This window comes from Paenibacillus sp. CECT 9249 (genome assembly GCF_918697855.1).
Lineage (GTDB): Bacteria > Bacillota > Bacilli > Paenibacillales > Paenibacillaceae > MSJ-34.
Window position 1 is genome coordinate 1 of sequence record NZ_CAKKLI010000022.1, and the last position, 23,718, is coordinate 23,718.

A 23,718-nucleotide genomic window follows, 5' to 3' on the forward strand; every position below is an offset into this window, starting at 1 on the left:
CGTGTTACTCACCCGTCCGCCGCTAAGTTCGCTTCGTAGCAAGCTACAAAACGAACTCCGCTCGACTTGCATGTATTAGGCACGCCGCCAGCGTTCGTCCTGAGCCAGGATCAAACTCTCCATGAAAGATTTTCTTAAGAATAAGAAAATCAATATGAAAGAGCCGAATAGCTCAAAATTTCGTTGCTGACGAGAACTTATTGTTCTCATTTATTGTTGCTTAATTCGCTCGTTGTTCAGTTTTCAAAGAACAAATCTAGTGCTTCAAAAAGTGATCCTCATATCGTGCCGCCGTTTCAGCGGCGACTTTTATAATATATCATATCAATCCATGTTCGCGCAAGCACTTTTTTTAAACTTTTCATTGTCACTTCATTCCAGCACTCGCTTCATCGCATCTTGCGAATCGGAACGAAAAATAATTTAACATAGCTTCGCACGTTAAGTCAAGCGCTTTGTTTCGCCATTCTTCAGTGCAGGAATCTTTCCGTTTCGAACGTATCTGGACAATTCCTTCGGCGATGCGAACCGCGCATACATACGGAACACCGTTTTGTACCGCACAGCAATCGCCTGCCGGATCTCGCTTTCCAACCGGGTATCGTTCAAATCAAGCAACATCTCATCCAATTCCTTGCGCAGCATGTAATCCAATTCTTTACGTTCCTTATCGTTTAACAGCATTCCGAGCATCTGGCCGAAAAGCCTCCTTCATTCATTTTCTTTCTATGCAAAAAGATTACTGCTTTACTGTTATGCTCAGATAATGGAGATTTTATGATAGCGCCGCAAACGATTTTTTGTTCATATAAATTCTATTGCGGTTAAAAAAGCCATGCCGCCCTCGAAAGAGGACAGCATGGTTAATAATGCGCAAGATATCATCCCGCTAATCAATCATTGGATACATACTTTGTTCTATTATCGCTTCAAAGGAACTTTGCAAATCAGCAATGAGCTCATTTGTGTCTTCCAAACCAATAAAAAGACGAACCAGAGTTCCTTCTCGTTCAGGCTTATAGTCAGATATTGGATTAACAACAACCAGGCTTTCATAGCCGCCCCAACTTACGCCAATGCGGAAATAGTTCAGGCGTTCAGCCCATTTCCTCATCGTTTCTACTGTAACTTCCGTTTCAAAGGAGAATAGACTTCCTCCTCCGCGCATTTGTGTCGCAGCTAACTCATGCTGCGGATGGGATGGCAATAATGGATGATTCACCTTTTTCACTAATGGGTGCTTCTCCAGCCAGCCCGCTACCGTTAGGCCCTGCGATTGGAACTTCTCCATTCGGAGCGGAAGAGTCCGAAGACCTCTCATGATCAGGTTCGCGGTAGCCGGCGTCATAATTCCGCCAAGCAGCAAATATTCATTTTTGATCAAAGGATTCATAAGCTCAGCACGACCGACAATGACACCGCCAATTGAATCGCTATGACCGGATACATACTTAGTAAGGGAATGAACAACTAAATCAATGCCCAGCGCCAACGGGCTCTGATAGCAAGGCGTTGCCCAAGTGTTGTCAACAATCGTAGTAATTCCGCGAGACTTCGCTAAAGCTGCAATGGCCGATATATCCTGCAGGGAGAAGAACATGCTGCTTGGGCTCTCCAAGTAGATGAGTTTCGTATTGTCGCGAATCGCGCCCTCAATTTCTTTCAAGCTAGTTCCATTTACGAATGTTGTTTCAATGTCAAACTTCTGCAGATAAGTACCCATGAATTGAACGGCCGGGCCATATGCCTCATCCACACAAACAATATGACCGCCTGTATTGACAGCTGACAGAACCGCTGATGAGATAGCTGCCATTCCAGAGGCAAAACAGCGAGCGCGATCTCCGCCTTCAAGCTTAGCCAGGCGCATCTCAAGTTCCGATACTGTCGGGTTTGTTCCGCGGCTGTATACGCTTGCGTTAATCTCCTCTTTCATAGAAGCAAGAAAGGTTGTATAGGAGTTAAATGTAAATAGACTGTTCTGATAGATCGGCTTCGTTACAGCCCCTTGATGCCGTTCATCGTGCTCATCATGCGCAACTATTGTCTGTTGCTGCACTAATGTATTTTGTGACATACCTGATTCCTTCTTTCTTTATGCTATGCAGTAAACGGCTTCAGCCCTTCTCTGCTCCTTGTGTTAGTCCTTCAACGATAAGCCTTTGGCAAAGTGCAAACAAAACCATTGTTGGCAGAACCGATAAAACAGTAGCTGCAGACATCGAACCCCAATCTACATCAAATTTAGTAATAAAGCTATTCATAGCAACAGGTATTGTCTTCAAGTGCTCGCTATCAATCAGCATAACTGAGACGAACAGCTCGTTCCAGTTTTGTACAAAGGAGAAGATAAATGTTGCAGACAGGCCCGGAAGCATTACTGGCAAAATGACACGCACTAGTGCGCCTAATCGAGAGCAGCCGTCAATTTGCGCGGCCTCTTCAAGACTGGACGGAACACGCTGGAAGAAGCCCTGAAGCATAATCGTGCTGAACGGAATGCACATAACGGTATATACAATCACCAGACCTGGCAATGTATTGGTTAGGTTCATCTTGGTTAGCATCAAGTACAGCGGCGCGAAGCCGATAAAAGCCGGAATAACCTGCGTAAGGAAGAACATGAACATAATTTGTCTGCTTCCTTTGAATTTGTATCTGGCCAGTACGTATGCACTCAGGGTCGCAATAACCAGCACAACAAATGCCGCCGCAAGGGAGACAATCAAGCTATTGCCGATATATATATGGAACTTCGTAATCTGAAAGATGTTCTCATAATTTTCAAATGAAAATTGTTTGGGCCAATATTGAATCGGCAGGCCGAAAATATCCTTCTTAGGTTTCAATGAAGTAATCATCATCCAGTAAAGCGGGAAAACAACGATGACAAGATAAATGCCCAGAGCGAGATACCGCAATATTTCTACAGGTAGTGAGCTTTTTCCGTACATTAGAAATCCCCTGCCTTTTCATGCTTAGTAGCGGCGAAATAAAAGAACATGAACAGGAACAGAATGACCATCATGATGAGCCCGACTGCTGCCGCCTTGCCGTAATCTCCACCGAACAAAATTTTATCCATCATAAAAGTAGATAGAATATGCGTGCTGCCTGCAGGGCCGCCATTTGTCATAGAGTAAATCAAATCAGGGAAATTCATAATCCAAATAATACGCAAAATTACAGTGGTTAGAATCGTAGGCAAAATGTAAGGAATCGTAATATGGTAAAGCTTTTGAATGCGATTGGTTCCATCCATTTCCGCTGCCTCATAGATTTCCTCAGGTACTGACTGAAGTGCCGCCAGCAGCATAATGGCAAAGAAAGCCACTCCGTACCAAATATTCGCAACGATTACCGCAAACATTCCCCATGAGGGACTGGACAAGAACGGAATAGGCGTATCAATCATCCCAATCTTTATTAACAAGTCATTAATTACGCCAATTTGCCCGTTGAACAGCCAGCGCCAGATCAGACCGATCAGAAAGCCGGACATCGCCCAAGGGAAAAATGCGAAGCCCTGATATACGCCTCTGCCGAAAAATTGCTTTTTCAGTAATAACGCGATAGAGAAGCCCATTGTAAACTGGAAGAAAAGCGAAATAAATACCCAGCTTACGCTATTTTTCAGCGCCAGCCAAAAGCTATCATTGCTCATAACATCTCTAAAATTATCAAGCCCGATGAACTTTACATCCGAGAGATTGAATAGACTGTAGCTTTGAAATGCCATAACTACCCCTCTAAGCATTGGGTAGTAGGTAAAGCCGAGAACAAGAAGCAATGCCGGTGCGAGACACGCGATGACAAACCGCATTTTGGACTTTTCTGCCTTAACCATTTTTCTTCGTGTTGCTGAAGTGGACATGGGCTGCTTACCTCCGACATGTAGATGGTTCGCGGGCAGTATCATGACTGCCCACGAACGAGTTTGCATTGTGAGAATATTGTTTAGCTTCGAGACTATTGGTTAGCTTTCTCGTTAATCCAGAATTCATCGAATTCCTTAGCCAGATCCTCTGCGGAGACACGATCGAATAGGAAGGCTTGTCCCTTTTCTGTTCCTGCTTGTTTATACAATTGGTAGCCCTTGTAGTTAGTGAATGGCTTAACGCCAACGAATTGCTCCGGTTTATTAGCCATTTCGATGTATGGTGCATACGCGCCAACTTTGAAGAATTCGTCATCAGAAGCTGTTGTATGAATAGGAATGATGCCTGCTGTCTTGGAGAAAGCAAGGTTTTGCTCCGGAGAAGACAGGAATTCAATCAGCTTCCATGCTTCATCTTTATGCTTGGAGTGCGAAGTCATCCCCCAGCCGGCGGAACCAAGCACAAAGTGAGATACGCCGTCTGGACCAGTTGGAAGCGGTGCAGAAGCCCATTGATCTTCATTAAGCGCAGTTGCTATAGACTCAATCGTATCCGGGTCTTGGATCAGCATAGCTGTTGTTCCGCTCGTAAAGCCTTGAACCTGCTCAGAGAATGCCCAGTTTGCAGAGTCTGGAGGAGAGATTTCTTTATAAATCTTTTTGTATAGCTCAAGCGCTTCAATTGCGCCTGGTGTTGAGAAAATCGTAGAGCCGTCATTATTGAATACGGAATCTCCAGGGTTAACATTGCTTCCGTTATAGTCCTGAACGATTTGCGTCATATATTGCTCAGCGCCGGCGCCGCCGCGGAAGGAATAGCCATATTTATTTTGAGAAGGATCTGTAAGTGCTTTGCCTACCTCATAAAGCTCCTCCCAAGTTGTAGGAACCTTTAGATTTTTCTCAGCGAACAAATCCGTACGGTAAAACAGCTCTCTTTGGTAAATACCGTAAGGGATGTAGTACGCTGTATTATTAATGTCCTTAGCCATTGTGAGAGCGCTTACAGAAAGCGTGCTATAATCCGCCCAATTGCTCACATAAGGCTCAAGGCTCTCAAGGTAACTATTGTTTACGAATTGTGCGACTGTAATGTCGCGAACCTCGAGAACGTCAACGTCTTGTTTAGCCGCCAGCATTTGATTGATTTTGTTATCCGCACTCTCTAGCGGAGGGGAGATCAACTCAACTTTAATATTCGGATTTTGTTTTTCAAACTCAGCAATCGATTGCTTTAAAAATTCAGTACGTTTTGGACTTGATAGGCTTTCAACCATTGTAAGCTTCACTTGCTCGCCTTTAGTATTGTCCGATCCAGAATTGCTGTTTTCCTTACTGCCGCATGCTGCCAATACAAGCAACAATGCAGTGATTAGAACCAAACTCACTACCTTTTTCATTCTCATCATGAAACAACTGCCCCCTTAGTAAGAAGTGATGTAGCTAGTAAAACGATAAACAATCAATCCATCTGTCATCCTATCAGATAGGTTGAAGAAAAAACCTTTCTGTCTGTCATCCTATCTGATAGGTAAATTATAGCATAGTGCCTAGTTTGGGTAAAGATACATATTCGCTACACTGATATCTGCTACATGTGCAAGACTAAAAGTTCATTTCGGATGTGTTGAGGAATACGGCAGAGGGAAGAATGACTAACTATTCTGAGATGCCTTGTGAATGTCGGTTTCAATTAAATCCATCATTAAATTAAATTCTTGCCGCGCTTTAACCGCATCCTTGTTTTTAATCGCCTCTGCGATTGTAAAGTGATATTCCAGCGTATCATCGAAAATGTCCTTCTTGCCGAACGGATATTTCCAGAAATGCTCCATCATATCCCATACGGAATTGATTACGCTCTCCATTACCGGATTTCCGGAAGCTTTAAAGATCGTCCGATGAAAATGCATATCAAATTGCGATTTATCTCCTTGAATCTCATCCAATCGCTTCATTTCCTTCAAAAAGTACTCCATCTGAGCGATATCCTCCGGAGTCGCCCGCGAAGCTGCCAACTCCACGCATTGCCCTTCCAGGCCTCGCCGAACCTCCAGCACATGCAGCAGTATCTGTTTGAAGTTTTCGCCCTTCACCTTGGCAGAAAAACGGTATGTATCAACATCCTTTACGTAGATGCCCTTTCCATTAATCATCTCGATGACTTCCATCGCCTCAAGGTATCGAAGGGCTTCACGCATGGAGGATCTGCCAACCTGCAGCATATTGCATAGCTCTTCCAGAGACGGCAGCTTGTCTCCTTCCTTGAATCGCTGCTCATGGATATAGTTTTGAAGCTCCTTGGCAGCTAATTCATGAACTAGTTCTCTTTTAACCGGTTTCATTCCCATCCCCTCCTCTTGAAGAATATTGATTAAATGATAGAGGAAATGGCTGCGTACTGTCAAATCGAATGTTTATTTTTGTGGGCAAATTGCCCCTCTCCGTCAGCTTGCCTTCACCGTCTGCATGAGCCACATCGTGAACGTGCTCTCGATGACAGCGGCCACGAATAAAGCGACGACAATCCAGACGGAAACGGCGAGACTGCGCATCATGAACTCTCCGAGGCTGTCGCCGATCTCCGCTCGTTTGGGAGTCAACGACCAACCGATGCTTTGAATCAATAAAATGCCGAAGCGCATACCGTAAGCGCAGGCGATAATAATCGCGGGAATTTCCAGAATGCCATGCGGCAGCAAGCCTTTCACAATCAATTCCCACACGCTGCTGTATTGCGCCGCGCTTATTTGGACGACGAAACCGACCAGCAATCCGTTCACAACGAGGAATAGAACCGGAGCAATGCCAAGAACGGCGCCAAGGTAAATAACGAGTACCGCTTTAATGGAATTGTTGAGAAAAATAAAAATAAAAGTCGCCAACTGCGTATTTTCCTGCTCGGCAAGCATCTTCTGAATTTCGCTCAAACCTTGCACTTGTTGCGCCAAAAAAGATTCCAGCGCGGCCGATACCGCAGGGGTCGCTCCGAACGCGATGCCTGCCGCAAACAGCAGCGCGGAGACGAGAATATATCCTCTCATTACTCTAAAATGCTTCCAAACTGCACCTAAACCGAACAAAACATCCTCTCCCTTCACCTGTCTGCCGTCTGGCCATAAACCGACGATTGCGGGCAACGGCGGCAAACGGCGTTTCGTTGAATATTGTAAACAAAAATCGGAATAATTGCATTCCTTTCCGAATCATATCTGGGTCGTACGAGCATACAATTGATAGAAACAAGCCAATTGCTTGGCCGTAAGCCGTCTTAATTCCATGTAAGTACGAAAGGAGCATTGGATGTATGAACTTTTTTTATGTATTAAGCGGAAAAAAAATAAAACGATATTTTTTTCTGGTCGTTGCTCTCGTATTCGCCATTGGTGTCGTATACATCGAAAGCGACAATATTACGGTTTTCTCCCAAGGAGCCCCTTCCGCGATTTACAGCGTTCCAACCGAAAAAAAGGTAATTGCGCTTACCTTCGACATCAGTTGGGGCGATAAGCGCGCCGAACCGATCATCAACATTTTGCAAGAAAAAGGCGTGCAGAAAGCGACATTTTTCCTCTCTTCCCCTTGGAGCAAAACCCATCCCGAAGTGGTGAAGAAAATCGCCGATTCGGGATTCGAAATTGGCAGTCATGGGCATAAACATGTCAATTACAGTATGTTGGACGAAGAAGAGATCCGCAATCAAATCCAAACCGCCCATCATATTTTAACCGAAATAACCGGAAAACAACCGAACTTGATCCGCCTGCCCAACGGCGATTTTGACAAAAAGGTGCTGCGCATCGCGGACGAAATGAAGTATAAAGTCATTCAATGGGATACGGATTCGATGGATTGGCAAAATATCGGTACGGAAAAAATTATCGAACGCGTCGTTACGAAAGCCCATCCGGGCGACATCGTTCTTATGCATGCGAGCGACTCCTGCAATCAAACGCATGAAGCGTTGCCTGCCATAATCGATCAATTGCGCGAGCAAGGATACGAATTCGTGACCGTTACCGAATTGATTAACCAAACCGAATTGCAAAACAAACAAATTCAGGATCAGCCGGCCATTATGGACATGTTGAACGATGCAGCCGGAATGTAACATATCGGAACGATCGCCCTTATCCGACTCGGTTTCGTTGGAGGGCGATTTTTTTTGTTTCAGAAATTCTTTGTTTGGCGATAATCTCCAGCAGAATCAATAAAAGGCCGTTTCTCCTGCAACATAAAACAGATGCAAGCCTCACATACTACAGTTATTAAATGATAATAAAAGCCACGACACGGGGACTGATAAACATGGAAAATAAAACATACATTGCGAAACGAAGGGAGATCAGCAAGCGATGAACGCATCCGTGACCCGTATCTTATCGATATTACTGATGTTAATGGTGGTAACTGCATGCGGTTCAGGTCAGGCGGCTTCCAGCGGTCAGCCCAACTACAAAGAGTTAAAATCGATGGTCGTTGACATTTTGAAAACCGACGAGGGAAAAAAGGCGATTGAGGAAGCTTCGTCGGGCGGGTCCGGCGGAGGAAGCGAAGGCGGCGGATCCGGAGGCTCCGCAGGCATGCAAATGAAGATGCTGGGGGCGCAAGGAGTCGAGCAAATGAGGTTGACTGTTAAGGATGTTCTGACGTCTCCGGAATATAAAAAAGAAATCGAAAAAGTAATGACCGACCCGAAATTCGCCGGCGATTTCTCCAAAGCGATTCAATCGCAAAATAAACAGCTGCATAAAGAGCTAATCAAGGATCCGACGTATCAACAATCCGTTGCCGATATTATGAAGTCGCCGGAAATCATGAAAATGTTCCTCGACTTGACCAAAGGACCTGAATTCCGCAAGCAAACGATGACCGTTATGCAGGAAACGATGCAAAACCCGATGTTCAAAATGCAAGTCATGGAACTGTTGCGCACCGTCGTACAAGATGAATTGCGGCCGAAAGTGGAAAAAGAGAAAAAAGGACAAGAACGCGGCAAAAAAGAAAAGGGCCAGGGCAAGGAAGGCGGCGACCAGCGGCAGGATGAACAAGGCGAAGGCGGCGAAGGAGAAGGCGGCGAAGGAGAAGGAGAAGGCAGCAGATAAAGGTTCAAGAAGAAAGGACTGACGGTTTCCCGTCAGTCCTGCTGGCATTTATCGATGATTTTCGCCGCAACGTCCAAATAAATCCGTCCGGTATCCGATTCGGCTTTATATACGGAAGGAGAGAAATCGGGTTCCGACGGATGATTATCGGGAATGCCCAGCGGTATTTGCGCGAGCAGATCGCAGTGAAGCGATTCCGCCAATTTGGCTCCGCCGCCGCGGCCGAATATATAATCTTTATTGCCGCAAGACCCGCATTCGTAATAGGCCATATTTTCGATAACGCCGATAATTTCATGATTGGTTTGGATTGCCATCGTTCCCGCGCGCGCGGCAACGAACGCAGCCGTCGCATGCGGAGTCGTCACGATAATTTCTTTGCTTTGCGGGATCATTTGGTGAACGTCAAGCGCGATATCCCCTGTTCCCGGCGGCAAGTCCAGCAGCATAAAATCCAGCTCGCCCCAGTTCACTTCGCTTAAGAAGCTGCGCAGCATTTTGCCAAGTTTCGGCCCTCTCCAGACGACTGGACTGTTCTCCTCGACGAAGAAACCGGTGGACATCACTTTCACGCCGAATCGTTCGATCGGTGCAATCAAATCGTCGGATACGGCCGGTCTCTCTTCGATCCCCATCATATCCGGTATGCTAAACCCGTAAATGTCGGCATCGATCAATCCGACCTTTTTCCCTTGGCGCGCCAATGCGACGGCCAAGTTCGCCGTAACGGTCGATTTGCCGACTCCGCCCTTGCCGCTGGCGACAGCGATAAACGTTACCTTATTGTTCGGATTAAGCAGCGGATGCTTCTCCAACCCCGCACCATGCCCTTTCACCGGAGCGGCTGCCGGTCCGCCGTTTGCGCTCTGTTCCTCCGCAGCCTGGCCTTTCCCTGACGCGATCGCCTCCGCTTCGGCCCGCTCGCGATCCGACATGGAACGGAAGCGCACATGTACGTCCACGGCGCCAATCTCGCGCAATTTGCCGACAATTTGCTCACGCAACGCCGACCGCAACCCTTCGTCTTCGGTCGAACCGATTACGGTTAAAGCGATTTTATCTTCTTTCGCCATAATGTCGCGAATCAATTGCAGCTCGGTCAGGCTTTTATGTAAAATCGGATCGGTTACCGTCTGCAACGACTCTATCACTTGTTCCCTGGAGACCATGATGCCAGCACCTCAACTTTTATCAAAATTTACAGCTTGCGATTTCATTATAGCATAGTTATTTGCTCGTTGGCATTTTCTCCCCGGCGCTGTAACGCAATATCCCTTTGTAGATCGACGCGGCCACTTTCCGTTGGTATTCCTCGTCCGCGAGCAGGCGCGACTCCTGCGGGTGCGACAGAAACCCTACCTCCACAAGCGCGGAAGGCGCTTTGGTCATTTTCAACAGATATACGTCTCTATCGACCGCTTTCGCTACCCGTTCGGTATTTTCCAGATTGCGCTTGATTTCCTCCTGGATTAAGGCCGCCAAATTTCCGTTATCGGGATGGCTTGGATAATAGAAGGTTTGCGCCCCCCTCCAACGGGCGGACGTAAAACTGTTCAAATGAATGCTCACCATCAGATCCGGCTTCTGCTTCTCGATAATCTCCATTCGTTTCATCAAATCTTCCGTTTTGCGCCTGCGAAGAATTTTCGTATCCTTGCCTGCCAAATCGTAATCGCCTTCCCTCGTCATTCGAACGATGGCGCCGGACTGCTGCAAATAATCGCGCAAATATAAGGTAATGGCCAAATTGATGTCTTTTTCGATAATGCCTTGCTTGCTAACCGCGCCTCCGTCCGGTCCGCCGTGCCCGGCATCCAGCACGATCACTTTGCCCGATAGAGGCAACGTCCAATACGTCCACGTTTTCGTCGAGGGGATCTCATACGTCATGACCGCAACTATTAAAACGAGCAGACAGGCGGCGATCATCCATCGTTTCAAATCACTGAGCCGAATCCACAAAATCGTTCGTTTGCGTTGTTTGCCCATAAAAAAACCCACCTTATCCCATACAGAGTCTAATCATCTATATGTTATAAGGTGGACAAATATACGTTAGGTTATGACTTGTTCGGCCATGCCTTCGATTAAGATTTGCGCCACGGCCGGCCTGGAAAATTCCGGAGGCGGGCAAACGCCGTTTCTCAACAACTCGCGCACTTTCGTGCCCGATAGCGTCAAATGATCTTCCTTCGGATGGGGACATGTCTTGCTCGATGCCATATTCCCGCATTTCGTACAATAGAAGCTATGCTCGAAGAACAGCAGCGTGATGCCCAGTTCCTCCGCCGTGAAGCGGCTGAATATTTCTTGCGCTTCGTACGTGCCGTAATAATCGCCGACACCGGCATGGTCGCGTCCTACGATGAAATGGGTACAGCCGAAGTTTTTCCTCACCATCGCATGGAAAATCGCCTCTCTCGGCCCGGCATACCGCATCGCCGCCGGAAACACGCCCAAAAATACCCGATCCTTCGGATAATAATGCTCAAGCAAAGCGACATAGCTTCTCATGCGCACGTCGGCCGGTACGTCGTCGGACTTCGTCTCGCCGACAAGCGGATTCAGAAATAATGCGTCAACGATCTCCATTGCGCTCTTTTGAATATATTCGTGCGCGCGGTGAACCGGATTGCGCGTTTGAAAGCCTACGACCGTGCGCCATCCTTTCTCGGCGAAGATGCGGCGCGTTTCCGCCGGATCGAAGTAATATTCGTTGAATTGATCGGGCACGGGCCGATTCAACACTTGAACGGCTCCCCCGATATAGTGCGCAGGCCTGGCGAACAGTTTCTGAACGCCCGGATGATTCGTATCCGCCGTTTTGAACACTTTCACCGCTTCTTCCACTTGGTCGGCTTCGTATATGCTCTCGACTTGAATGATGCCGTATACGACGCCGTCTTGCTCGCCAACAAGCGCAACCTGCTCGCCCGCGCTCAGCGCACCGGCCAATTGCTCATCCACGGCCAATGTGATCGGAATGCTCCATACCGTGCCGTCGGCCAGTCGCATTCGATCGACAACGGAACGGTAATCCGCCTCATTCATAAATCCCGTTAACGGCGAGAACGCGCCGACTCCGATCAAATCCAAGTCGGATATCGTCCATCTGTCGATCGGTACCCGGCGCAACGATTCCGCGGCACGAAGCAAGCGTTCGCGCTCCTCTCCGGTTGCGACCCGCCGGATTAGCGTTCCGCCGTGAGGTTGTATCGCAGTCATATCGGTTTCCCCCTATTATTCGTTTACTTATGCAACCCGCACTCCGTCTTCTCCTTGCCGGACCAGCGCCCCGCCCGCGGATCTTCGCCGGGCATCACTTGCCGCGTGCAATGGCTGCAGCCGATGCTGGGGTAGTTATTGTCGTGAAGCGGATTATAAATCACATCATGCTTGCGGATATAATTCCACACATCGTCCGACGTCCAGTCGGCAATCGGATTGAACTTGATCAGTCCGAACTTGTAATCGTACTCGACCTTCTTCGCATTCGCACGCGTCGGCGCTTGGTCGCGGCGAATTCCCGTAATCCAGGCGTCGTACTTGGACAAAATCTCGGTCAATGGCACAACTTTACGTATGTTGCAGCATAAATTGGGATCGCTCTTCCACAGCTCGTCCCCGTATTGCTCCGCCTGCTGCTCCGGCGTCAATTTCGGCACGCCGCGTACGAATTCGAGATTATATCGCTTCGCCAATCGGTCGCGAGTGGCATACGTCTCTTCAAAGTGAAAGTCGGTATCCAGATAAAAAATATCCGTCTTCGGGCTAATTTTTTGCAGCATATCGACAATAACGACATCCTCCGCCCCGAAGCTGCATGCAAACGTAATGTTCGAAAAGGCCGATACGGCCCATTCGATGACGGCTTCCGCCGAGGCGTGTTCCAGTTCCTCCGCCTTATCCCGGACCAAGCGTTCTTTTTCCATCAAATTCATGTGAACTCTCCTCCTTAAAGTTGATGAGCGATGCTTCCCCGAACGGCCTCTCGCAAAATTTGCTTTGAAGCATGTTTCACCGTTTTCGCGATGTCTCGTTTATATCCTAGTATTCTAATGCGAATTATTACCTTTATTATAAATCTTTCCAAAAAGATGTCAATGCTTGCCGCAAATTTCGCTACCTCCTCTTCATACGTATTCGGCATTCGCCCAAAATGTGAAAAAGGATAAGGCAAAAAATATGTTTCGACCGATAACCTTTCGTTCAGAACGAATGAAGGTCACAGGCGGGGTGGTAACGAAGGAACGGGAAGGGCGGTGTTCGAGTTTATGAATAGTTGCCCGTTGGAAAATGTCCAATGAAATTTGTTGTTTTATGGATGGGGATGCGCCTGGATTGGAAAATGTACAACGGATTTCCTCATTTCGCGCCATTTGGGTATATTTGCGAAGATTTCATTGGATGTTTTCCAATGAAATACCGTTCTACAGAGTCGGAAGGGACATTCTATTGGACGAAATCCAATGGAGTTGAGTGCGGCGGCTGAGAAGATCGTTACAATCACGTCATGCCAGAGCCCGAAATCGGCCAGCGGGCGCAGCGAACCGTACAAACAGAGGGATGGCCGCCCCGTCTCGAAACCGGCTTTCTGAATGAGAGGGATATCGACAAAGGGCGGGCGAAGCAAACCAAGCTATAGCGCAATCGGGTAGGAGGCTACCCATTCATTGAGTAGCCGGACTCTCCACGCCACCGGACGTACCGTTCGGTATGCGGCGGTTCCATAGTTTATGCATTAACTTATCGATACCCCTAATCATTCCAATTTATGTTCACTTTTCCTTTAGCTGCATCCCCATATAGACGCAGTACAACTCTGCTGTTTTCTGGATAATGGCTCAAATCCCAAACATAGTTTGAATCTATATTATTGAGCGAAATACGTTTTTCTTCTTTGCCATCCACGCTAATGCCCATTTCCAATGTTCCCTTTTCAACTTTGGCACTGACGTTCAGAGCGCTTGGAGCTCGATTTTTCATGACTATGGCCCGACTTTTCTCCCCGTCAAAGTACCAGAAGGACAACTTCCAAACACCTGGCACCCTCGTTTCATTCTGGCCAACAGAAATATTTGGGGATGAAAACATTTCTGGCTGTACGTAAACACTAGCAACAGAAGTGAAAAGCATTAAAATAAATGTCAATGCGACACATGTACACGCAAAAATCAGCGGCTTTTTGCTATTGTTTTTTGATGCAGTCCATGATCCCCCTCCTTGTGTCATGGCAGCGCCACAACTTGAGCAATAGGGTTTTCCTTGCTGCGTCTTAAATCCACACGAAGGACATAATGTTTGTTGCTGTTTGCGTCCAATAAGTAAATACAGCAACAGTCCTATAAAGTTGGGAACCAGCACCACAATTAAAGTCCACATCCTTGCTTCAAGCCCGCGTGATTTTGCATCGCGATATGTCCAGATTCCTAAACCGACCATTGCCATTACAACGAGCAGCAAAACTACTCCGGCCAATCCCATTACGATCCACATGAATAATCAACATCCTTTCTCGTCCATGCCTTTCCAACGAAACCTGACAGCACGCTAGCGCAAAGGATCAAACTACTTCCAAAAATGATAGCCAAATACGAAATCAATGAGCCGGGCAGAAGAAAACAAATCACTGCAACAATAGCCACTGTTTGCATTCCACCAATCACAGCAAGCAACCACCATGGTATGTTCATACTTGATTCCTGACTGTGTATCTTATGAATAAGCGCAGCCTGTATAGCCGGATGAGGTGTTTCTTCCGTTAATAACGAACTCCGTATCAGATCGTCCACATCATCTTCCAAAAAAAGTTCATCCGTCATACTGTGACCCCCCCAATTCTTTTTTTAGTTTCTCACGCGCTTGATGTAATCGGCTCTTTACCGTACCTTCCGGAATTCGAAGAGTTTTTGCAATCTCATGTACTGGCAAGTCACTCATGTAATACAATAAAATGGGTACACGCAGTTTTTCCGGCAAATCCTGAACAGCCTTTCTCACTTCCGTATTGCGCTGCTTTTCTTCGAATTCGTGATCCGTCAATATTGCACTGGATACATTGTTTAACTCACCGGAACCATCATCTTGGATGGGAGCAATTCTTTGTCTTCGGGCATATTTTTTACGTTCGTCATGCCAGATCCTCGCTGCCACTGCCATTAATAATCCGGCCGGATTATTCGCTTGATCAATTTGTTGAGACATATTGAGTACACGGAGAAAGGTCTGCTGATACAAATCGTCTGCGTCAGCTTGGCTCCATGTCAACTTTCGGCAGAAAGTGTAAACACGGCTACCGTACGCATATACCAATCGCTCTACCTCCTGCGGATCAACTGCCATATTCCCTCCCCCTTCACTGATATATCTGCACAACTAAAGGAACGGTTCGAAAAAAAGAAAAAAACTCCAAATTGGTGTTACCCCTCCTAGAGGCAAAACAAAAGCCCCTGACCAATGAGGCCAGAGGCTTTGCATCCTTGATGCACAAGGAATATTAACGTTTCGAGAATTGTGGCGCGCGGCGAGCCGCTTTAAGACCGTATTTTTTACGTTCTTTCATACGAGGATCGCGCGTCAAGAAGCCGGCTTTTTTCAAAGATGGACGGAATTCCGGATCCGCTTTGAGCAAAGCGCGGGAAATGCCGTGGCGAATTGCGCCCGCTTGGCCGGAGAAGCCTCCGCCATGCGTATTGACAAGAACATCGTATTTTGCCAATGTTTCCGTCAAAGTCAAAGGTTGTTTGACGATCAGTTTGAGAGTTTCCAAACCGAAATATTCGTTAATATCGCGTTTATTGATCAAGATGCGTCCTTCACCCGGTACAAGGCGAACACGAGCTACCGAATGTTTACGACGACCTGTCCCATAGTATTGTACTTGAGCCATGAAACTGTCCTCCCTTATAATTATCCGCGAAGTTCGTAAACTTCAGGTTGTTGTGCTTGGTGTGGATGCTCCGAACCGGCATAAACTTTCAATTTCAGCTTCATTTTCTCGCCTAAACGATTTTTAGGAAGCATGCCGTGTACAGCCAATTCCACCATTCTTTCCGGTTTTTTGTTCAACATTTCTTGAGCAGACGTCACTTTCAAACCGCCAGGATAATGGGAGTGACGATAGTACATTTTGTTTTGCAGCTTTTTGCCTGTTAAGACAATTTTGTCTGCATTAATAATAACTACGAAATCTCCAGTATCAACATGTGGAGTAAATTGAGGCTTATGTTTGCCGCGGATCAGGCTTGCAGCTTCCGTCGCCAAGCGACCGAGCGTTTTGCCTTCCGCATCGATGATGTACCATTTGCGCTCAACTTCGTTTGGCTTCGCCATATATGTGGTACGCATGAAAAGATCCTCCTTAATTCGTCGAAAGCATTTTCCGATTTATCTTCGTTCATTCAAATTCTGTTCGTTTAAAAAATACGTCAATTGTGTTTCTTGATTGGGGGCTGTGGGAAAGCCATTAAGAAAGCACAAGTTATATTTTACAATATTACGCCCTAAACCGCAAGGTTTTTCAAAGATTCCATCACATTTTTTTCACCGTTCGACGGAGTCGAAATCGTATGCCACATCCCACAGCGCGAGCCCGTGCGCCACGGCCGTCGGCCCTGCGGCCGACCGGTCCTTGGCCGCCAATATCCGGGGAATCTCTTCGCTCCCAAGCTTGCCTTGTCCGACGCGCAGCAGCGTCCCCATAATGATGCGTACCATGTTATGCAAAAATCCGTTCCCCGTCATATACGTATGAAGAACGCCTTGATCCCTCGTCCCCGGAACGGCGCCGCTCAGATCCTGTTCGATCCAGGCTTCGTATATCGTTCGCACATGGCTTGCTTTCGTCGATTTGCGGGAAGCGAACGAAGTATAGTCATACGTGCCGACGACATGCGCGAGCGCCTTGCGCATTTCTTCGACGTCCAGCTTGGTCGGATGATGAAATTGAAAATGCCGGTGAAAGACGTCCGGAAATTGGTTGGCGTTGATCGTGTACCGGTACGTTTTCCGTTTGGCGGATCTGCGCGCATGAAAGTCCGGCGGCACTTCCCTCGCGGAACGAATGACGATGTCTTTCGGCAGGCGCGTGTTGAGCGCCAAACTCCAGCGTTCCAGGGGGATGGAGGAATGCGTAGCGAAATTGAACACTTGTCCGTAAGCGTGTACGCCGGCATCCGTGCGTCCCGAGGAGATAATTTTGACCGTTTCCCCCGTCAACGACAAGATGGCCGCTTCGATTTTGTCCTGTATCGTATTGTGTCCCGGCTGCGTCTGAAAGCCGTAATATCCCGTGCCGTCATAACTTACAACCATACAGATGTTCCGCATTCGTCCCCTCCCGAAATCCTTCTACAAAACTTGCTTTTCAAATCATGCGCTCAAAAGAAAAAAGGGCTTGTTCAGAATCCGAAGATTCTGTCCACCCTTTCTCATAAGGTCAATTAAGCGCGATCCACTAATTCTAAATAAACCATAGGAGCTGAGTCACCGCGACGAGGCCCCAGTTTTAGAATACGAGTGTATCCACCTGGACGCTCCGAGTAACGAGTGGCCAATTCAGAAAACAATTTTTGGATTGCATCTTGCTCACCGTTAACCGTTTCGCGGCGCACGAATGCCGCCACTTGACGACGCGCGTGAAGATCTCCGCGTTTCGCAAGCGTGATCAGCTTTTCAGCGATAGAACGAACTTCTTTCGCTTTCGCTTCCGTCGTCTGAATGCGCTCATATAAGAACAAGTCGGTTACCAAGTCACGGAACAAAGCTTTGCGTGCGCTTGAGTCACGACCCAATTTTTGATATGCCATGTCTTTCCCCTCCTTCGCTAGCAGATATAACTAGTCTTCCATTCGCAAGCCCAAGCCGAGCTCTTCCAGTTTCTCCTGAACTTCCTCCAAAGATTTGCGTCCAAGGTTGCGAACTTTCATCATATCTTCTTCGGTTTTCGTAATCAATTCTTGTACCGTATTAATGCCCGCACGTTTGAGACAGTTGTAGGAACGAACGGAAAGATCAAGTTCTTCGATCGTCATCTCGAGCACTTTTTCTTTTTTGTCTTCTTCTTTTTCGACCATGATTTCCGCGTCTTTCGCCTCATCGGTCAAACCTACGAACAGCATCAAATGCTCTGTCAAGATTTTGGCGCCGAGGCTCACCGCTTCTTCCGGCCGAATGCTTCCGTCGGTCCATACTTCGAGGGTTAGTTTATCATAGTTCGTCACTTGACCGACACGAGTATTTTCTACACCGTAGTTCACGCGTGCAATTGGCGTATAGATCGAATCGACGGGAATGACGCCGATCGGTTGATCCTCCGACTTGTTGCGGTCCGCCAGCACGAAACCGCGACCCCGGTTCGCAAAAATGCGCATATGCAATCTCGAACCTTGGGAAAGCGTCGCAATATGAAGATCCGGGTTCAAGATCTCGACATCGCTATCCGCCCGAATATCGCCTGCCGTAACAACGCCTTCGCCTTCTGCATCGATTTCCAACACTTTCTCTTCGTCGGAATGAATTTTAAGCGATAGGCCTTTCAGGTTTAGAATAATTTCCGTTACGTCTTCGATTACGCCGGGAATCGTGGAGAACTCGTGCAGAACGCCGTCAATTTGGACGGAAGTAACTGCCGCGCCCGGCAATGAAGAGAGCAATATACGGCGCAACGAGTTGCCCAGCGTCGTCCCATAACCGCGTTCGAGCGGTTCAACAACGAATTTCCCGTAGGTGCCTAACTCGTTAACGTCTACGGTTTCTATTTTCGGCTTTTCGATTTCAATCACTGAAATAACCCTCCTTCAAAACGTCGCTCCGTTTGAAACCTTTTATTCAGTCGATTCATGCAGTATGCCTAAACAACCATTATTCACAAGTTGCAGGTAAATTATACCACAATGAGATGTCTCATTAGACGCGACGACGTTTTGGCGGACGGCATCCGTTATGCGGGATAGGAGTAACGTCTTTGATCAAGTTAACTTCCAAGCCGGCTGCTTGCAAAGAGCGAATTGCTGCTTCGCGGCCTGCGCCCGGACCTTTAACCATAACCTCAACAGCCTTCATCCCATGTTCCATAGCGGCTTTCGCAGCCGTCTCAGCCGCCATTTGCGCTGCATATGGCGTGCTTTTGCGGGAGCCTTTAAATCCAAGACCGCCGGAGCTTGCCCAGGAAATCGCATTCCCGTGCGGATCCGTGATCGTTACGATCGTATTGTTGAATGTTGAACGAATATGCGCAACACCGGATTCGATATTTTTACGGTCACGACGTTTTGTACGAACGACTTTTTTCGCTTTAGCCATGCTAGTTATCCCCCCTTATTATTTTTTCTTATTCGCTACAGTACGACGAGGGCCTTTACGTGTACGAGCATTTGTTTTTGTACGTTGTCCACGAACGGGTAAACCGCGACGATGGCGGATACCGCGATAACATCCAATTTCAATCAAGCGTTTAATATTCAAGGAAATTTCACGGCGAAGGTCACCTTCAACCTTAACCGTTTTATCGATCGTTTCACGAAGCTTGCTCACTTCGTCTTCCGTTAAATCGCGAACGCGAGTATCAGGATTGATGCCTGTTGTGCTCAAAATTTTCTGGGAAGTCGTTCTCCCGATTCCGAAAATATAAGTTAAGGCGATCTCAACGCGTTTGTCACGTGGCAAATCCACACCAGCTATACGAGCCATAATTACGCTACACCCCCTTCTTAACCTTGTTTTTGTTTGTGCTTAGGATTTTCACAAATAACCATTACATTCCCTTTGCGGCGAATGACTTTGCATTTTTCGCAAATGGGCTTTACCGAAGGTCTTACCTTCATGATAGATTACCTCCTGTATACGAGGCGAGATGCGGTCCGATCCGGCATTCGCCGTCCGATAAGGCTCGTCACCTCAAGTGTTAAACGTCTAGCATCTATTTTCTGTACGTTATGCGCCCTCTGGTTAAATCATAAGGTGATAACTGAACGACCACTTTGTCACCCGTTAGAATACGAATGAAGTGCATTCGCAGCTTTCCGGAAACATGGGCAAGAATTTGATGACCATTCTCAAGTTCAACCTTGAACATCGCATTGGGCAGTGGTTCGATAACCGTACCTTCCACTTCAATGACATCTTCTTTAGCCACAGTCATTCTCCTTTCTTCTCAGCATGCAATGCGGCGGTTTCGGCAAATTTGGATAACGCGAACCGCAATTTCCCGTTCGTGACCCGACCGCTCTCGTTTAAACTGTTTACAACTTCACTGCTGATCGTTTGCTGCAATTCCAGATGAATTAAGTTTTTCTTCTTCGGCCCGTCAAACTTCCGCTTGTCGCCGTCCGCCACATAGACGAACCGCGAATCCGCGATACCGACGATGACGGCGTACTGTCCGGCGTCCCGGCCTCGCAATATTTTAACGATTTGACCGATTTTGGGGCTCTGATCGTTGTCCACATTCATCACCTACGAATCGATTTTCGTAAAAATTTCCAAGCCGTCTTCCGTTACCGCCACCGTATGCTCGAAGTGGGCGCATAGATCGCCGTTGACCGTAACGACCGTCCACCGATCCGGCAATGTCTTGACATGCCGCGATCCGGCAATAACCATCGGCTCGATCGCAAGCACCATGCCCGGTTTCAGTCTCGGCCCGCGGTCCGGTATGCCGTAGTTCGGAATTTGCGGCTCTTCATGCAGGCTTGCGCCGATGCCGTGGCCGACATATTCCCTTACAACCGAAAAACCCGCATCTTCGATACAACGTTGAATCGCATGTGAAATTGTAAATAAACGAACATCCGGTTTGACAAGGGCCAATCCCGCATACAACGATTGTTCCGTTACGTCCAATAACTTCCGGGCAATCTCCGAGATGCTTCCGACAGGATAGGTCCAGGCGGAATCACCGTGATAGCCGCGGTACTCGGCGCCGATGTCAATACTAATGATGTCACCTTCGTTTAATTTCCGATCGCCGGGAATTCCGTGAACCAACTCTTCATTTACTGAAGCGCATATGCTGGCAGGAAAATTGTTATAGCCTTTAAAAGAAGGTGAAGCTCCCTGACTGCGAATATACTTCTCCGCGATCGAATCCAATTCGCGCGTCGTTATTCCCGGTTGAACGGATTGAGCCATGAGCCGATGCGTCTCGGCTACAATCCTCCCAGCTTCCCTCATAAAGCCTAGTTCCACTTCAGACTTGCAAATGATCATTATTCAACCTCTCAACAACGATACGATATCAGACGTCACCGTATCGATTTCTTTCATTCCGTCCACCTGGCGCAACAACCCTTTGGTGCGATAGTAATCCAGCAAAGGAGCTGTCTTGTTGATGTACTCGTCGAGCCGAGTGCCTACCTTTTCTTCCGTATCGTCCGATCGTTGGTAGAGCTCGCCCGAGCATTTATCGCATACGCCTTCTTGGCGCGGCGGATTGAAAATGACATGGTAGGTCGAACCGCAAGATTTGCAAATGCGGCGTCCGGTCAGACGCGCCAGCAACTGGTCGCGATCCACCTTAAGGTCAATGACGTGATCGAGTTTCCGGTTCATCGAAGCGAGAATATCGTCCAACGCTTCCGCTTGCGAGATCGTTCTTGGAAAACCGTCCAAGAGAAAGCCCTTCTCGCAATCGGATTGCTGGAGTCTTTCGCGCACGATGCCGATCGTCACGTCGTCTGGAACAAGTAAGCCTTGATCAACAAACTGCTTCGCTTTTAATCCGAGCGCCGTTCCTTGTTTCATTGCCAGGCGAAACGCGTCGCCTGTCGAAATATGCGGAACTTCGAATTCGTCTGCAATTCGTACCGCTTGCGTCCCTTTCCCTGCTCCAGGAGGCCCCATGAATAAAATGTTCATTGTCGTTCCTCCTATCCGCTTAACTGAAACAGCACAATAGGTGCCGCCGAGCTTGCATGATTGCGATCTCGATCAGAACCTATTGCCTATTTATTGATAAACCCTTTGTAATGGCGTTTCATTAACTGGCTTTCGATTTGCTTCATCGTATCCAGGGCGACCCCGACAACGATCAGAATACTCGTACCGCCGATCTGAATCGAACGCGGCAGTCCGGCAAGAGCTCCGAAGAATACCGGGAGCACGGAAATAGCCGCCAAGAAAATGGCGCCGGACAAGGTGATTCTGGTCATGACTTTCGTCAAATAACCGGAAGTCGGTTTCCCCGGGCGAATGCCAGGAATGTATCCGCCGTTCTTCTTCATCTGATCCGCCATTTGCACCGGGTTAATCTGTACAAATGTGTAGAAAAAGGTAAATCCGATAATCAGCAATACATACAGCACCATACCGAGCGGTTTGTCATGGGACAGGTTGTGCATTATCCATTGTGCCCATTGTTTATCCGCCCAAAACTGTGCGATCGTGTACGGGAACATAAGCAGCGATGAAGCGAAGATGACCGGGATGACGCCCGCCCCGTTCACTTTCAGCGGAATATGCGTATTTTGCCCGCCGTACATTTTGTTGCCGACTACGCGCTTTGCGTATTGCACCGGAATTTTGCGTATGCCTTGCTGGATGTATATAACACCGACGACAATCGCCAAAATTACAATCAAAACAATGATGATTTTCGCAATTCCCAGGAACAGATTCGCATTGGTGTCGACAAACTCCGATTGGTACAATTGCTGACTCAATTCAGGAATCCGCGAGATAATCCCGGCAAAGATGAGAATCGAAATCCCGTTTCCGATTCCGCGTTCTGTAATCTGCTCCCCGAGCCACATCAAGAATGCGACACCGGCGGTCAGAATGATGGCAATCACGAGGTAATCCGCATATGTCGCATTTGGTACCATCTTCGCGGCATATAAACGGTTAAAGCCGATCGCAGTACCGTACGCTTGGATTAAACCAAGGACAACCGTACCGTACCGGGTTATTTGCGCTAATTTCCGTTTACCGATTTCGCCTTCCTTTGCCCATTCCGCAAATTTCGGAATGACATCCATCGTCAACAATTGCACGATAATTGACGCGGTGATATAAGGCATAATGCCCAACGCAAAAATAGAAAACTGAAACAACGCGCCTCCGGAGAAGGTGTTCAGCAAGCCGAACAAATCGCTTCCCGCTTGATTTACCTCTTTAAATACATCCGTATTTACGCCTGGTACCGGAACGAAGGCGCCGATCCGGTAAACGATCAGGATGAGCAAGGTAAACAAGATTTTTTTTCTAAGGTCTACGACCCGCCAAATGTTGGACAGCGTTTTAAACATTAGATCACCTCGGTTTTACCGCCGGCAGCCTCGATTTTCTCTACCGCAGATTGAGAGAACTTATTTGCTTTCACAGTAAGTTGTACTTTCACTTCGCCATTTCCTAAAATCTTGATGCCGCTTTTAGGATTTTTTACAATACCGCTCTCCATCAGAACTTCCGGAGTGATTTCAGTACCTGCCGCAAAGCTGTTAAGTTCCTCGATGTTTACAACCGCATACTCCTTGCGAGTCGGATTCGTAAATCCTCGCTTCGGCAAACGGCGATAAAGTGGATTTTGTCCGCCTTCGAAACCTGGACGCACACCACCGCCGGAACGAGCATTTTGACCTTTATGTCCGCGACCTGAAGTTTTTCCCGTACCGCTCGACGTTCCGCGGCCTACGCGTTTGCGAGGATGGCGGGAACCTGCCGCAGGAGAAAGTTCATGTAACTTCATCGTTCGTTGCACCTCCTTGATTATTTCTAAAGCAAATCATTCTGTTAAAGTCT

The 23,718-nt window shown here is 47.6% G+C and carries 31 protein-coding genes and 1 rRNA gene; 3 read left to right on the plus strand and 29 right to left on the minus strand.

From position 1 onward, the window contains the following. The 8 genes from LQ229_RS15770 to LQ229_RS15805 all read right to left on the minus strand — a co-directional run. Positions 1-126 (minus strand): 16S ribosomal RNA (locus LQ229_RS15770); the annotation flags it as partial. Positions 127-441: 315 nt separating this feature from the next. Next, on the minus strand, positions 442-693 hold the full coding sequence (locus tag LQ229_RS15775; RefSeq protein ID WP_216539578.1) for a hypothetical protein: 252 nt from the start codon (positions 691-693) through the stop codon (positions 442-444). A gap of 196 nt (positions 694-889) precedes the next feature. After that, complete coding sequence (locus LQ229_RS15780) at positions 890-2,077, minus strand: aminotransferase class I/II-fold pyridoxal phosphate-dependent enzyme (RefSeq protein WP_230192251.1); 1,188 nt, start codon at positions 2,075-2,077, stop codon at positions 890-892. 40 nt (positions 2,078-2,117) lie between these two features. Continuing rightward, positions 2,118-2,954 carry a carbohydrate ABC transporter permease gene (locus LQ229_RS15785; protein WP_230192252.1) on the minus strand — a complete coding sequence of 279 codons (837 nt, stop codon included), beginning with the start codon at positions 2,952-2,954 and terminating at the stop codon, positions 2,118-2,120. Continuing rightward, positions 2,954-3,874, minus strand: coding sequence for a sugar ABC transporter permease (locus tag LQ229_RS15790; protein ID WP_230192253.1), 921 nt, complete (start codon positions 3,872-3,874; stop codon positions 2,954-2,956). Before LQ229_RS15790 ends, LQ229_RS15785 begins: the two co-directional genes overlap by 1 nt. A 95-nt stretch (positions 3,875-3,969) precedes the next feature. Further along, complete coding sequence (locus tag LQ229_RS15795) at positions 3,970-5,286, minus strand: sugar ABC transporter substrate-binding protein (RefSeq protein ID WP_230192254.1); 1,317 nt, start codon at positions 5,284-5,286, stop codon at positions 3,970-3,972. A gap of 246 nt (positions 5,287-5,532) precedes the next feature. Beyond that, positions 5,533-6,222, minus strand: a complete 690-nt coding sequence (locus LQ229_RS15800) for a FadR/GntR family transcriptional regulator (RefSeq protein ID WP_216539573.1) — start codon at positions 6,220-6,222, stop codon at positions 5,533-5,535. Between the two features lie 102 nt (positions 6,223-6,324). Next, entirely contained in the window at positions 6,325-6,921 is a 597-nt protein-coding gene (locus tag LQ229_RS15805) for a stage II sporulation protein M (protein WP_230192255.1), read from the minus strand. A 263-nt stretch (positions 6,922-7,184) separates the two neighbouring features. Here LQ229_RS15805 and pdaB point away from each other — a divergent pair, with 263 nt between their 5' ends. Continuing rightward, on the plus strand, positions 7,185-7,988 hold the full coding sequence (gene pdaB, locus LQ229_RS15810; RefSeq protein ID WP_230192256.1) for a polysaccharide deacetylase family sporulation protein PdaB: 804 nt from the start codon (positions 7,185-7,187) through the stop codon (positions 7,986-7,988). Between the two features lie 244 nt (positions 7,989-8,232). Beyond that, on the plus strand, positions 8,233-8,982 hold the full coding sequence (gene gerD / locus LQ229_RS15815; RefSeq protein ID WP_230192257.1) for a spore germination lipoprotein GerD: 750 nt from the start codon (positions 8,233-8,235) through the stop codon (positions 8,980-8,982). Between the two features lie 32 nt (positions 8,983-9,014). Here gerD and LQ229_RS15820 read toward each other — a convergent pair whose 3' ends face one another. From LQ229_RS15820 to LQ229_RS15835, 4 genes are all read right to left on the minus strand, one after another. Next, positions 9,015-10,151 (minus strand): Mrp/NBP35 family ATP-binding protein, encoded by a 1,137-nt coding sequence (locus tag LQ229_RS15820; protein WP_216539569.1) that lies wholly within the window; start codon positions 10,149-10,151, stop codon positions 9,015-9,017. Between the two features lie 58 nt (positions 10,152-10,209). Continuing rightward, entirely contained in the window at positions 10,210-10,971 is a 762-nt protein-coding gene (gene cwlD, locus LQ229_RS15825; RefSeq protein ID WP_216539568.1) for an N-acetylmuramoyl-L-alanine amidase CwlD, read from the minus strand. Between the two features lie 66 nt (positions 10,972-11,037). Next, complete coding sequence (gene sat, locus LQ229_RS15830) at positions 11,038-12,207, minus strand: sulfate adenylyltransferase (RefSeq protein WP_216539567.1); 1,170 nt, start codon at positions 12,205-12,207, stop codon at positions 11,038-11,040. A gap of 23 nt (positions 12,208-12,230) precedes the next feature. Beyond that, positions 12,231-12,923: a phosphoadenylyl-sulfate reductase gene (locus LQ229_RS15835; protein WP_230192258.1), complete on the minus strand. Its 693-nt coding sequence runs from the start codon at positions 12,921-12,923 to the stop codon at positions 12,231-12,233. Between the two features lie 572 nt (positions 12,924-13,495). On the opposite strand from LQ229_RS15835, the gene LQ229_RS27145 reads away from it, so the two are divergent. Further along, positions 13,496-13,627, plus strand: a complete 132-nt coding sequence (locus LQ229_RS27145) for a hypothetical protein (RefSeq protein WP_290370041.1) — start codon at positions 13,496-13,498, stop codon at positions 13,625-13,627. Between the two features lie 113 nt (positions 13,628-13,740). Here LQ229_RS27145 and LQ229_RS15840 read toward each other — a convergent pair whose 3' ends face one another. The 17 genes from LQ229_RS15840 to rplO form a co-directional block, all read right to left on the minus strand. Continuing rightward, a complete protein-coding gene (locus LQ229_RS15840) occupies positions 13,741-14,478 on the minus strand; it encodes a hypothetical protein (protein WP_230192259.1) in 738 nt (245 codons plus the stop codon). After that, the gene (locus LQ229_RS15845; protein WP_216539564.1) at positions 14,466-14,804 is read right to left on the minus strand and encodes a hypothetical protein; all 339 of its coding nucleotides are present in this window, start codon (positions 14,802-14,804) and stop codon (positions 14,466-14,468) included. The genes LQ229_RS15840 and LQ229_RS15845 overlap by 13 nt, the downstream gene beginning before the upstream one ends. Further along, complete coding sequence (locus LQ229_RS15850) at positions 14,794-15,324, minus strand: RNA polymerase sigma factor (RefSeq protein WP_230192260.1); 531 nt, start codon at positions 15,322-15,324, stop codon at positions 14,794-14,796. Before LQ229_RS15850 ends, LQ229_RS15845 begins: the two co-directional genes overlap by 11 nt. A 154-nt stretch (positions 15,325-15,478) precedes the next feature. Next, entirely contained in the window at positions 15,479-15,871 is a 393-nt protein-coding gene (gene rpsI / locus LQ229_RS15855) for a 30S ribosomal protein S9 (protein ID WP_216539562.1), read from the minus strand. A gap of 20 nt (positions 15,872-15,891) precedes the next feature. Beyond that, positions 15,892-16,329: a 50S ribosomal protein L13 gene (gene rplM / locus LQ229_RS15860; protein WP_216539561.1), complete on the minus strand. Its 438-nt coding sequence runs from the start codon at positions 16,327-16,329 to the stop codon at positions 15,892-15,894. A gap of 195 nt (positions 16,330-16,524) precedes the next feature. Next, positions 16,525-17,310, minus strand: coding sequence for a tRNA pseudouridine(38-40) synthase TruA (gene truA / locus LQ229_RS15865; RefSeq protein ID WP_216539560.1), 786 nt, complete (start codon positions 17,308-17,310; stop codon positions 16,525-16,527). Between the two features lie 113 nt (positions 17,311-17,423). Continuing rightward, positions 17,424-17,789 carry a 50S ribosomal protein L17 gene (gene rplQ, locus LQ229_RS15870; protein ID WP_216539559.1) on the minus strand — a complete coding sequence of 122 codons (366 nt, stop codon included), beginning with the start codon at positions 17,787-17,789 and terminating at the stop codon, positions 17,424-17,426. Between the two features lie 30 nt (positions 17,790-17,819). Further along, on the minus strand, positions 17,820-18,764 hold the full coding sequence (locus LQ229_RS15875) for a DNA-directed RNA polymerase subunit alpha (RefSeq protein WP_216539558.1): 945 nt from the start codon (positions 18,762-18,764) through the stop codon (positions 17,820-17,822). A 124-nt stretch (positions 18,765-18,888) separates the two neighbouring features. Beyond that, positions 18,889-19,284, minus strand: a complete 396-nt coding sequence (gene rpsK, locus LQ229_RS15880) for a 30S ribosomal protein S11 (protein ID WP_216539557.1) — start codon at positions 19,282-19,284, stop codon at positions 18,889-18,891. Between the two features lie 18 nt (positions 19,285-19,302). After that, on the minus strand, positions 19,303-19,671 hold the full coding sequence (gene rpsM, locus LQ229_RS15885) for a 30S ribosomal protein S13 (RefSeq protein ID WP_216539556.1): 369 nt from the start codon (positions 19,669-19,671) through the stop codon (positions 19,303-19,305). Between the two features lie 20 nt (positions 19,672-19,691). Continuing rightward, positions 19,692-19,805 carry a 50S ribosomal protein L36 gene (rpmJ, locus tag LQ229_RS15890; protein WP_003333770.1) on the minus strand — a complete coding sequence of 38 codons (114 nt, stop codon included), beginning with the start codon at positions 19,803-19,805 and terminating at the stop codon, positions 19,692-19,694. Between the two features lie 95 nt (positions 19,806-19,900). Next, the gene (gene infA / locus LQ229_RS15895; RefSeq protein WP_216539555.1) at positions 19,901-20,116 is read right to left on the minus strand and encodes a translation initiation factor IF-1; all 216 of its coding nucleotides are present in this window, start codon (positions 20,114-20,116) and stop codon (positions 19,901-19,903) included. Between the two features lie 2 nt (positions 20,117-20,118). Further along, on the minus strand, positions 20,119-20,433 hold the full coding sequence (locus tag LQ229_RS15900; RefSeq protein ID WP_216539554.1) for a KOW domain-containing RNA-binding protein: 315 nt from the start codon (positions 20,431-20,433) through the stop codon (positions 20,119-20,121). Positions 20,434-20,436: 3 nt separating this feature from the next. Continuing rightward, a complete protein-coding gene (gene map, locus LQ229_RS15905) occupies positions 20,437-21,189 on the minus strand; it encodes a type I methionyl aminopeptidase (protein WP_216539553.1) in 753 nt (250 codons plus the stop codon). Positions 21,190-21,192: 3 nt separating this feature from the next. Beyond that, on the minus strand, positions 21,193-21,837 hold the full coding sequence (locus LQ229_RS15910) for an adenylate kinase (protein WP_216539552.1): 645 nt from the start codon (positions 21,835-21,837) through the stop codon (positions 21,193-21,195). A gap of 86 nt (positions 21,838-21,923) precedes the next feature. Further along, positions 21,924-23,225 carry a preprotein translocase subunit SecY gene (secY, locus tag LQ229_RS15915; protein WP_216539551.1) on the minus strand — a complete coding sequence of 434 codons (1,302 nt, stop codon included), beginning with the start codon at positions 23,223-23,225 and terminating at the stop codon, positions 21,924-21,926. Continuing rightward, entirely contained in the window at positions 23,225-23,665 is a 441-nt protein-coding gene (gene rplO, locus LQ229_RS15920; protein WP_216539550.1) for a 50S ribosomal protein L15, read from the minus strand. The genes secY and rplO overlap by 1 nt, the downstream gene beginning before the upstream one ends. Positions 23,666-23,718: the final 53 nt, after the last annotated feature.

What these genes read in the sequence shown, in the direction of transcription:
- LQ229_RS15775 (WP_216539578.1), bottom strand. Translation starts at nt 693, where the DNA reads ATGCTCGGAATGCTGTTAAACGATAAGGAACGTAAAGAATTGGATTAC.
- LQ229_RS15780 (WP_230192251.1), bottom strand. Translation starts at nt 2,077, where the DNA reads ATGTCACAAAATACATTAGTGCAGCAACAGACAATAGTTGCGCATGAT.
- LQ229_RS15785 (WP_230192252.1), bottom strand. Translation starts at nt 2,954, where the DNA reads ATGTACGGAAAAAGCTCACTACCTGTAGAAATATTGCGGTATCTCGCT.
- LQ229_RS15790 (WP_230192253.1), bottom strand. Translation starts at nt 3,874, where the DNA reads ATGTCCACTTCAGCAACACGAAGAAAAATGGTTAAGGCAGAAAAGTCC.
- LQ229_RS15795 (WP_230192254.1), bottom strand. Translation starts at nt 5,286, where the DNA reads ATGATGAGAATGAAAAAGGTAGTGAGTTTGGTTCTAATCACTGCATTG.
- LQ229_RS15800 (WP_216539573.1), bottom strand. Translation starts at nt 6,222, where the DNA reads ATGAAACCGGTTAAAAGAGAACTAGTTCATGAATTAGCTGCCAAGGAG.
- LQ229_RS15805 (WP_230192255.1), bottom strand. Translation starts at nt 6,921, where the DNA reads ATGAGAGGATATATTCTCGTCTCCGCGCTGCTGTTTGCGGCAGGCATC.
- pdaB (WP_230192256.1), top strand. Translation starts at nt 7,185, where the DNA reads ATGAACTTTTTTTATGTATTAAGCGGAAAAAAAATAAAACGATATTTT.
- gerD (WP_230192257.1), top strand. Translation starts at nt 8,233, where the DNA reads ATGAACGCATCCGTGACCCGTATCTTATCGATATTACTGATGTTAATG.
- LQ229_RS15820 (WP_216539569.1), bottom strand. Translation starts at nt 10,151, where the DNA reads ATGGTCTCCAGGGAACAAGTGATAGAGTCGTTGCAGACGGTAACCGAT.
- cwlD (WP_216539568.1), bottom strand. Translation starts at nt 10,971, where the DNA reads ATGGGCAAACAACGCAAACGAACGATTTTGTGGATTCGGCTCAGTGAT.
- sat (WP_216539567.1), bottom strand. Translation starts at nt 12,207, where the DNA reads ATGACTGCGATACAACCTCACGGCGGAACGCTAATCCGGCGGGTCGCA.
- LQ229_RS15835 (WP_230192258.1), bottom strand. Translation starts at nt 12,923, where the DNA reads ATGAATTTGATGGAAAAAGAACGCTTGGTCCGGGATAAGGCGGAGGAA.
- LQ229_RS27145 (WP_290370041.1), top strand. Translation starts at nt 13,496, where the DNA reads ATGCCAGAGCCCGAAATCGGCCAGCGGGCGCAGCGAACCGTACAAACA.
- LQ229_RS15840 (WP_230192259.1), bottom strand. Translation starts at nt 14,478, where the DNA reads ATGTGGATCGTAATGGGATTGGCCGGAGTAGTTTTGCTGCTCGTTGTA.
- LQ229_RS15845 (WP_216539564.1), bottom strand. Translation starts at nt 14,804, where the DNA reads ATGACGGATGAACTTTTTTTGGAAGATGATGTGGACGATCTGATACGG.
- LQ229_RS15850 (WP_230192260.1), bottom strand. Translation starts at nt 15,324, where the DNA reads ATGGCAGTTGATCCGCAGGAGGTAGAGCGATTGGTATATGCGTACGGT.
- rpsI (WP_216539562.1), bottom strand. Translation starts at nt 15,871, where the DNA reads ATGGCTCAAGTACAATACTATGGGACAGGTCGTCGTAAACATTCGGTA.
- rplM (WP_216539561.1), bottom strand. Translation starts at nt 16,329, where the DNA reads ATGCGTACCACATATATGGCGAAGCCAAACGAAGTTGAGCGCAAATGG.
- truA (WP_216539560.1), bottom strand. Translation starts at nt 17,310, where the DNA reads ATGCGGAACATCTGTATGGTTGTAAGTTATGACGGCACGGGATATTAC.
- rplQ (WP_216539559.1), bottom strand. Translation starts at nt 17,789, where the DNA reads ATGGCATATCAAAAATTGGGTCGTGACTCAAGCGCACGCAAAGCTTTG.
- rpsK (WP_216539557.1), bottom strand. Translation starts at nt 19,284, where the DNA reads ATGGCTAAAGCGAAAAAAGTCGTTCGTACAAAACGTCGTGACCGTAAA.
- rpsM (WP_216539556.1), bottom strand. Translation starts at nt 19,671, where the DNA reads ATGGCTCGTATAGCTGGTGTGGATTTGCCACGTGACAAACGCGTTGAG.
- rpmJ (WP_003333770.1), bottom strand. Translation starts at nt 19,805, where the DNA reads ATGAAGGTAAGACCTTCGGTAAAGCCCATTTGCGAAAAATGCAAAGTC.
- LQ229_RS15900 (WP_216539554.1), bottom strand. Translation starts at nt 20,433, where the DNA reads ATGAATGTGGACAACGATCAGAGCCCCAAAATCGGTCAAATCGTTAAA.
- map (WP_216539553.1), bottom strand. Translation starts at nt 21,189, where the DNA reads ATGATCATTTGCAAGTCTGAAGTGGAACTAGGCTTTATGAGGGAAGCT.
- LQ229_RS15910 (WP_216539552.1), bottom strand. Translation starts at nt 21,837, where the DNA reads ATGAACATTTTATTCATGGGGCCTCCTGGAGCAGGGAAAGGGACGCAA.
- secY (WP_216539551.1), bottom strand. Translation starts at nt 23,225, where the DNA reads ATGTTTAAAACGCTGTCCAACATTTGGCGGGTCGTAGACCTTAGAAAA.
- rplO (WP_216539550.1), bottom strand. Translation starts at nt 23,665, where the DNA reads ATGAAGTTACATGAACTTTCTCCTGCGGCAGGTTCCCGCCATCCTCGC.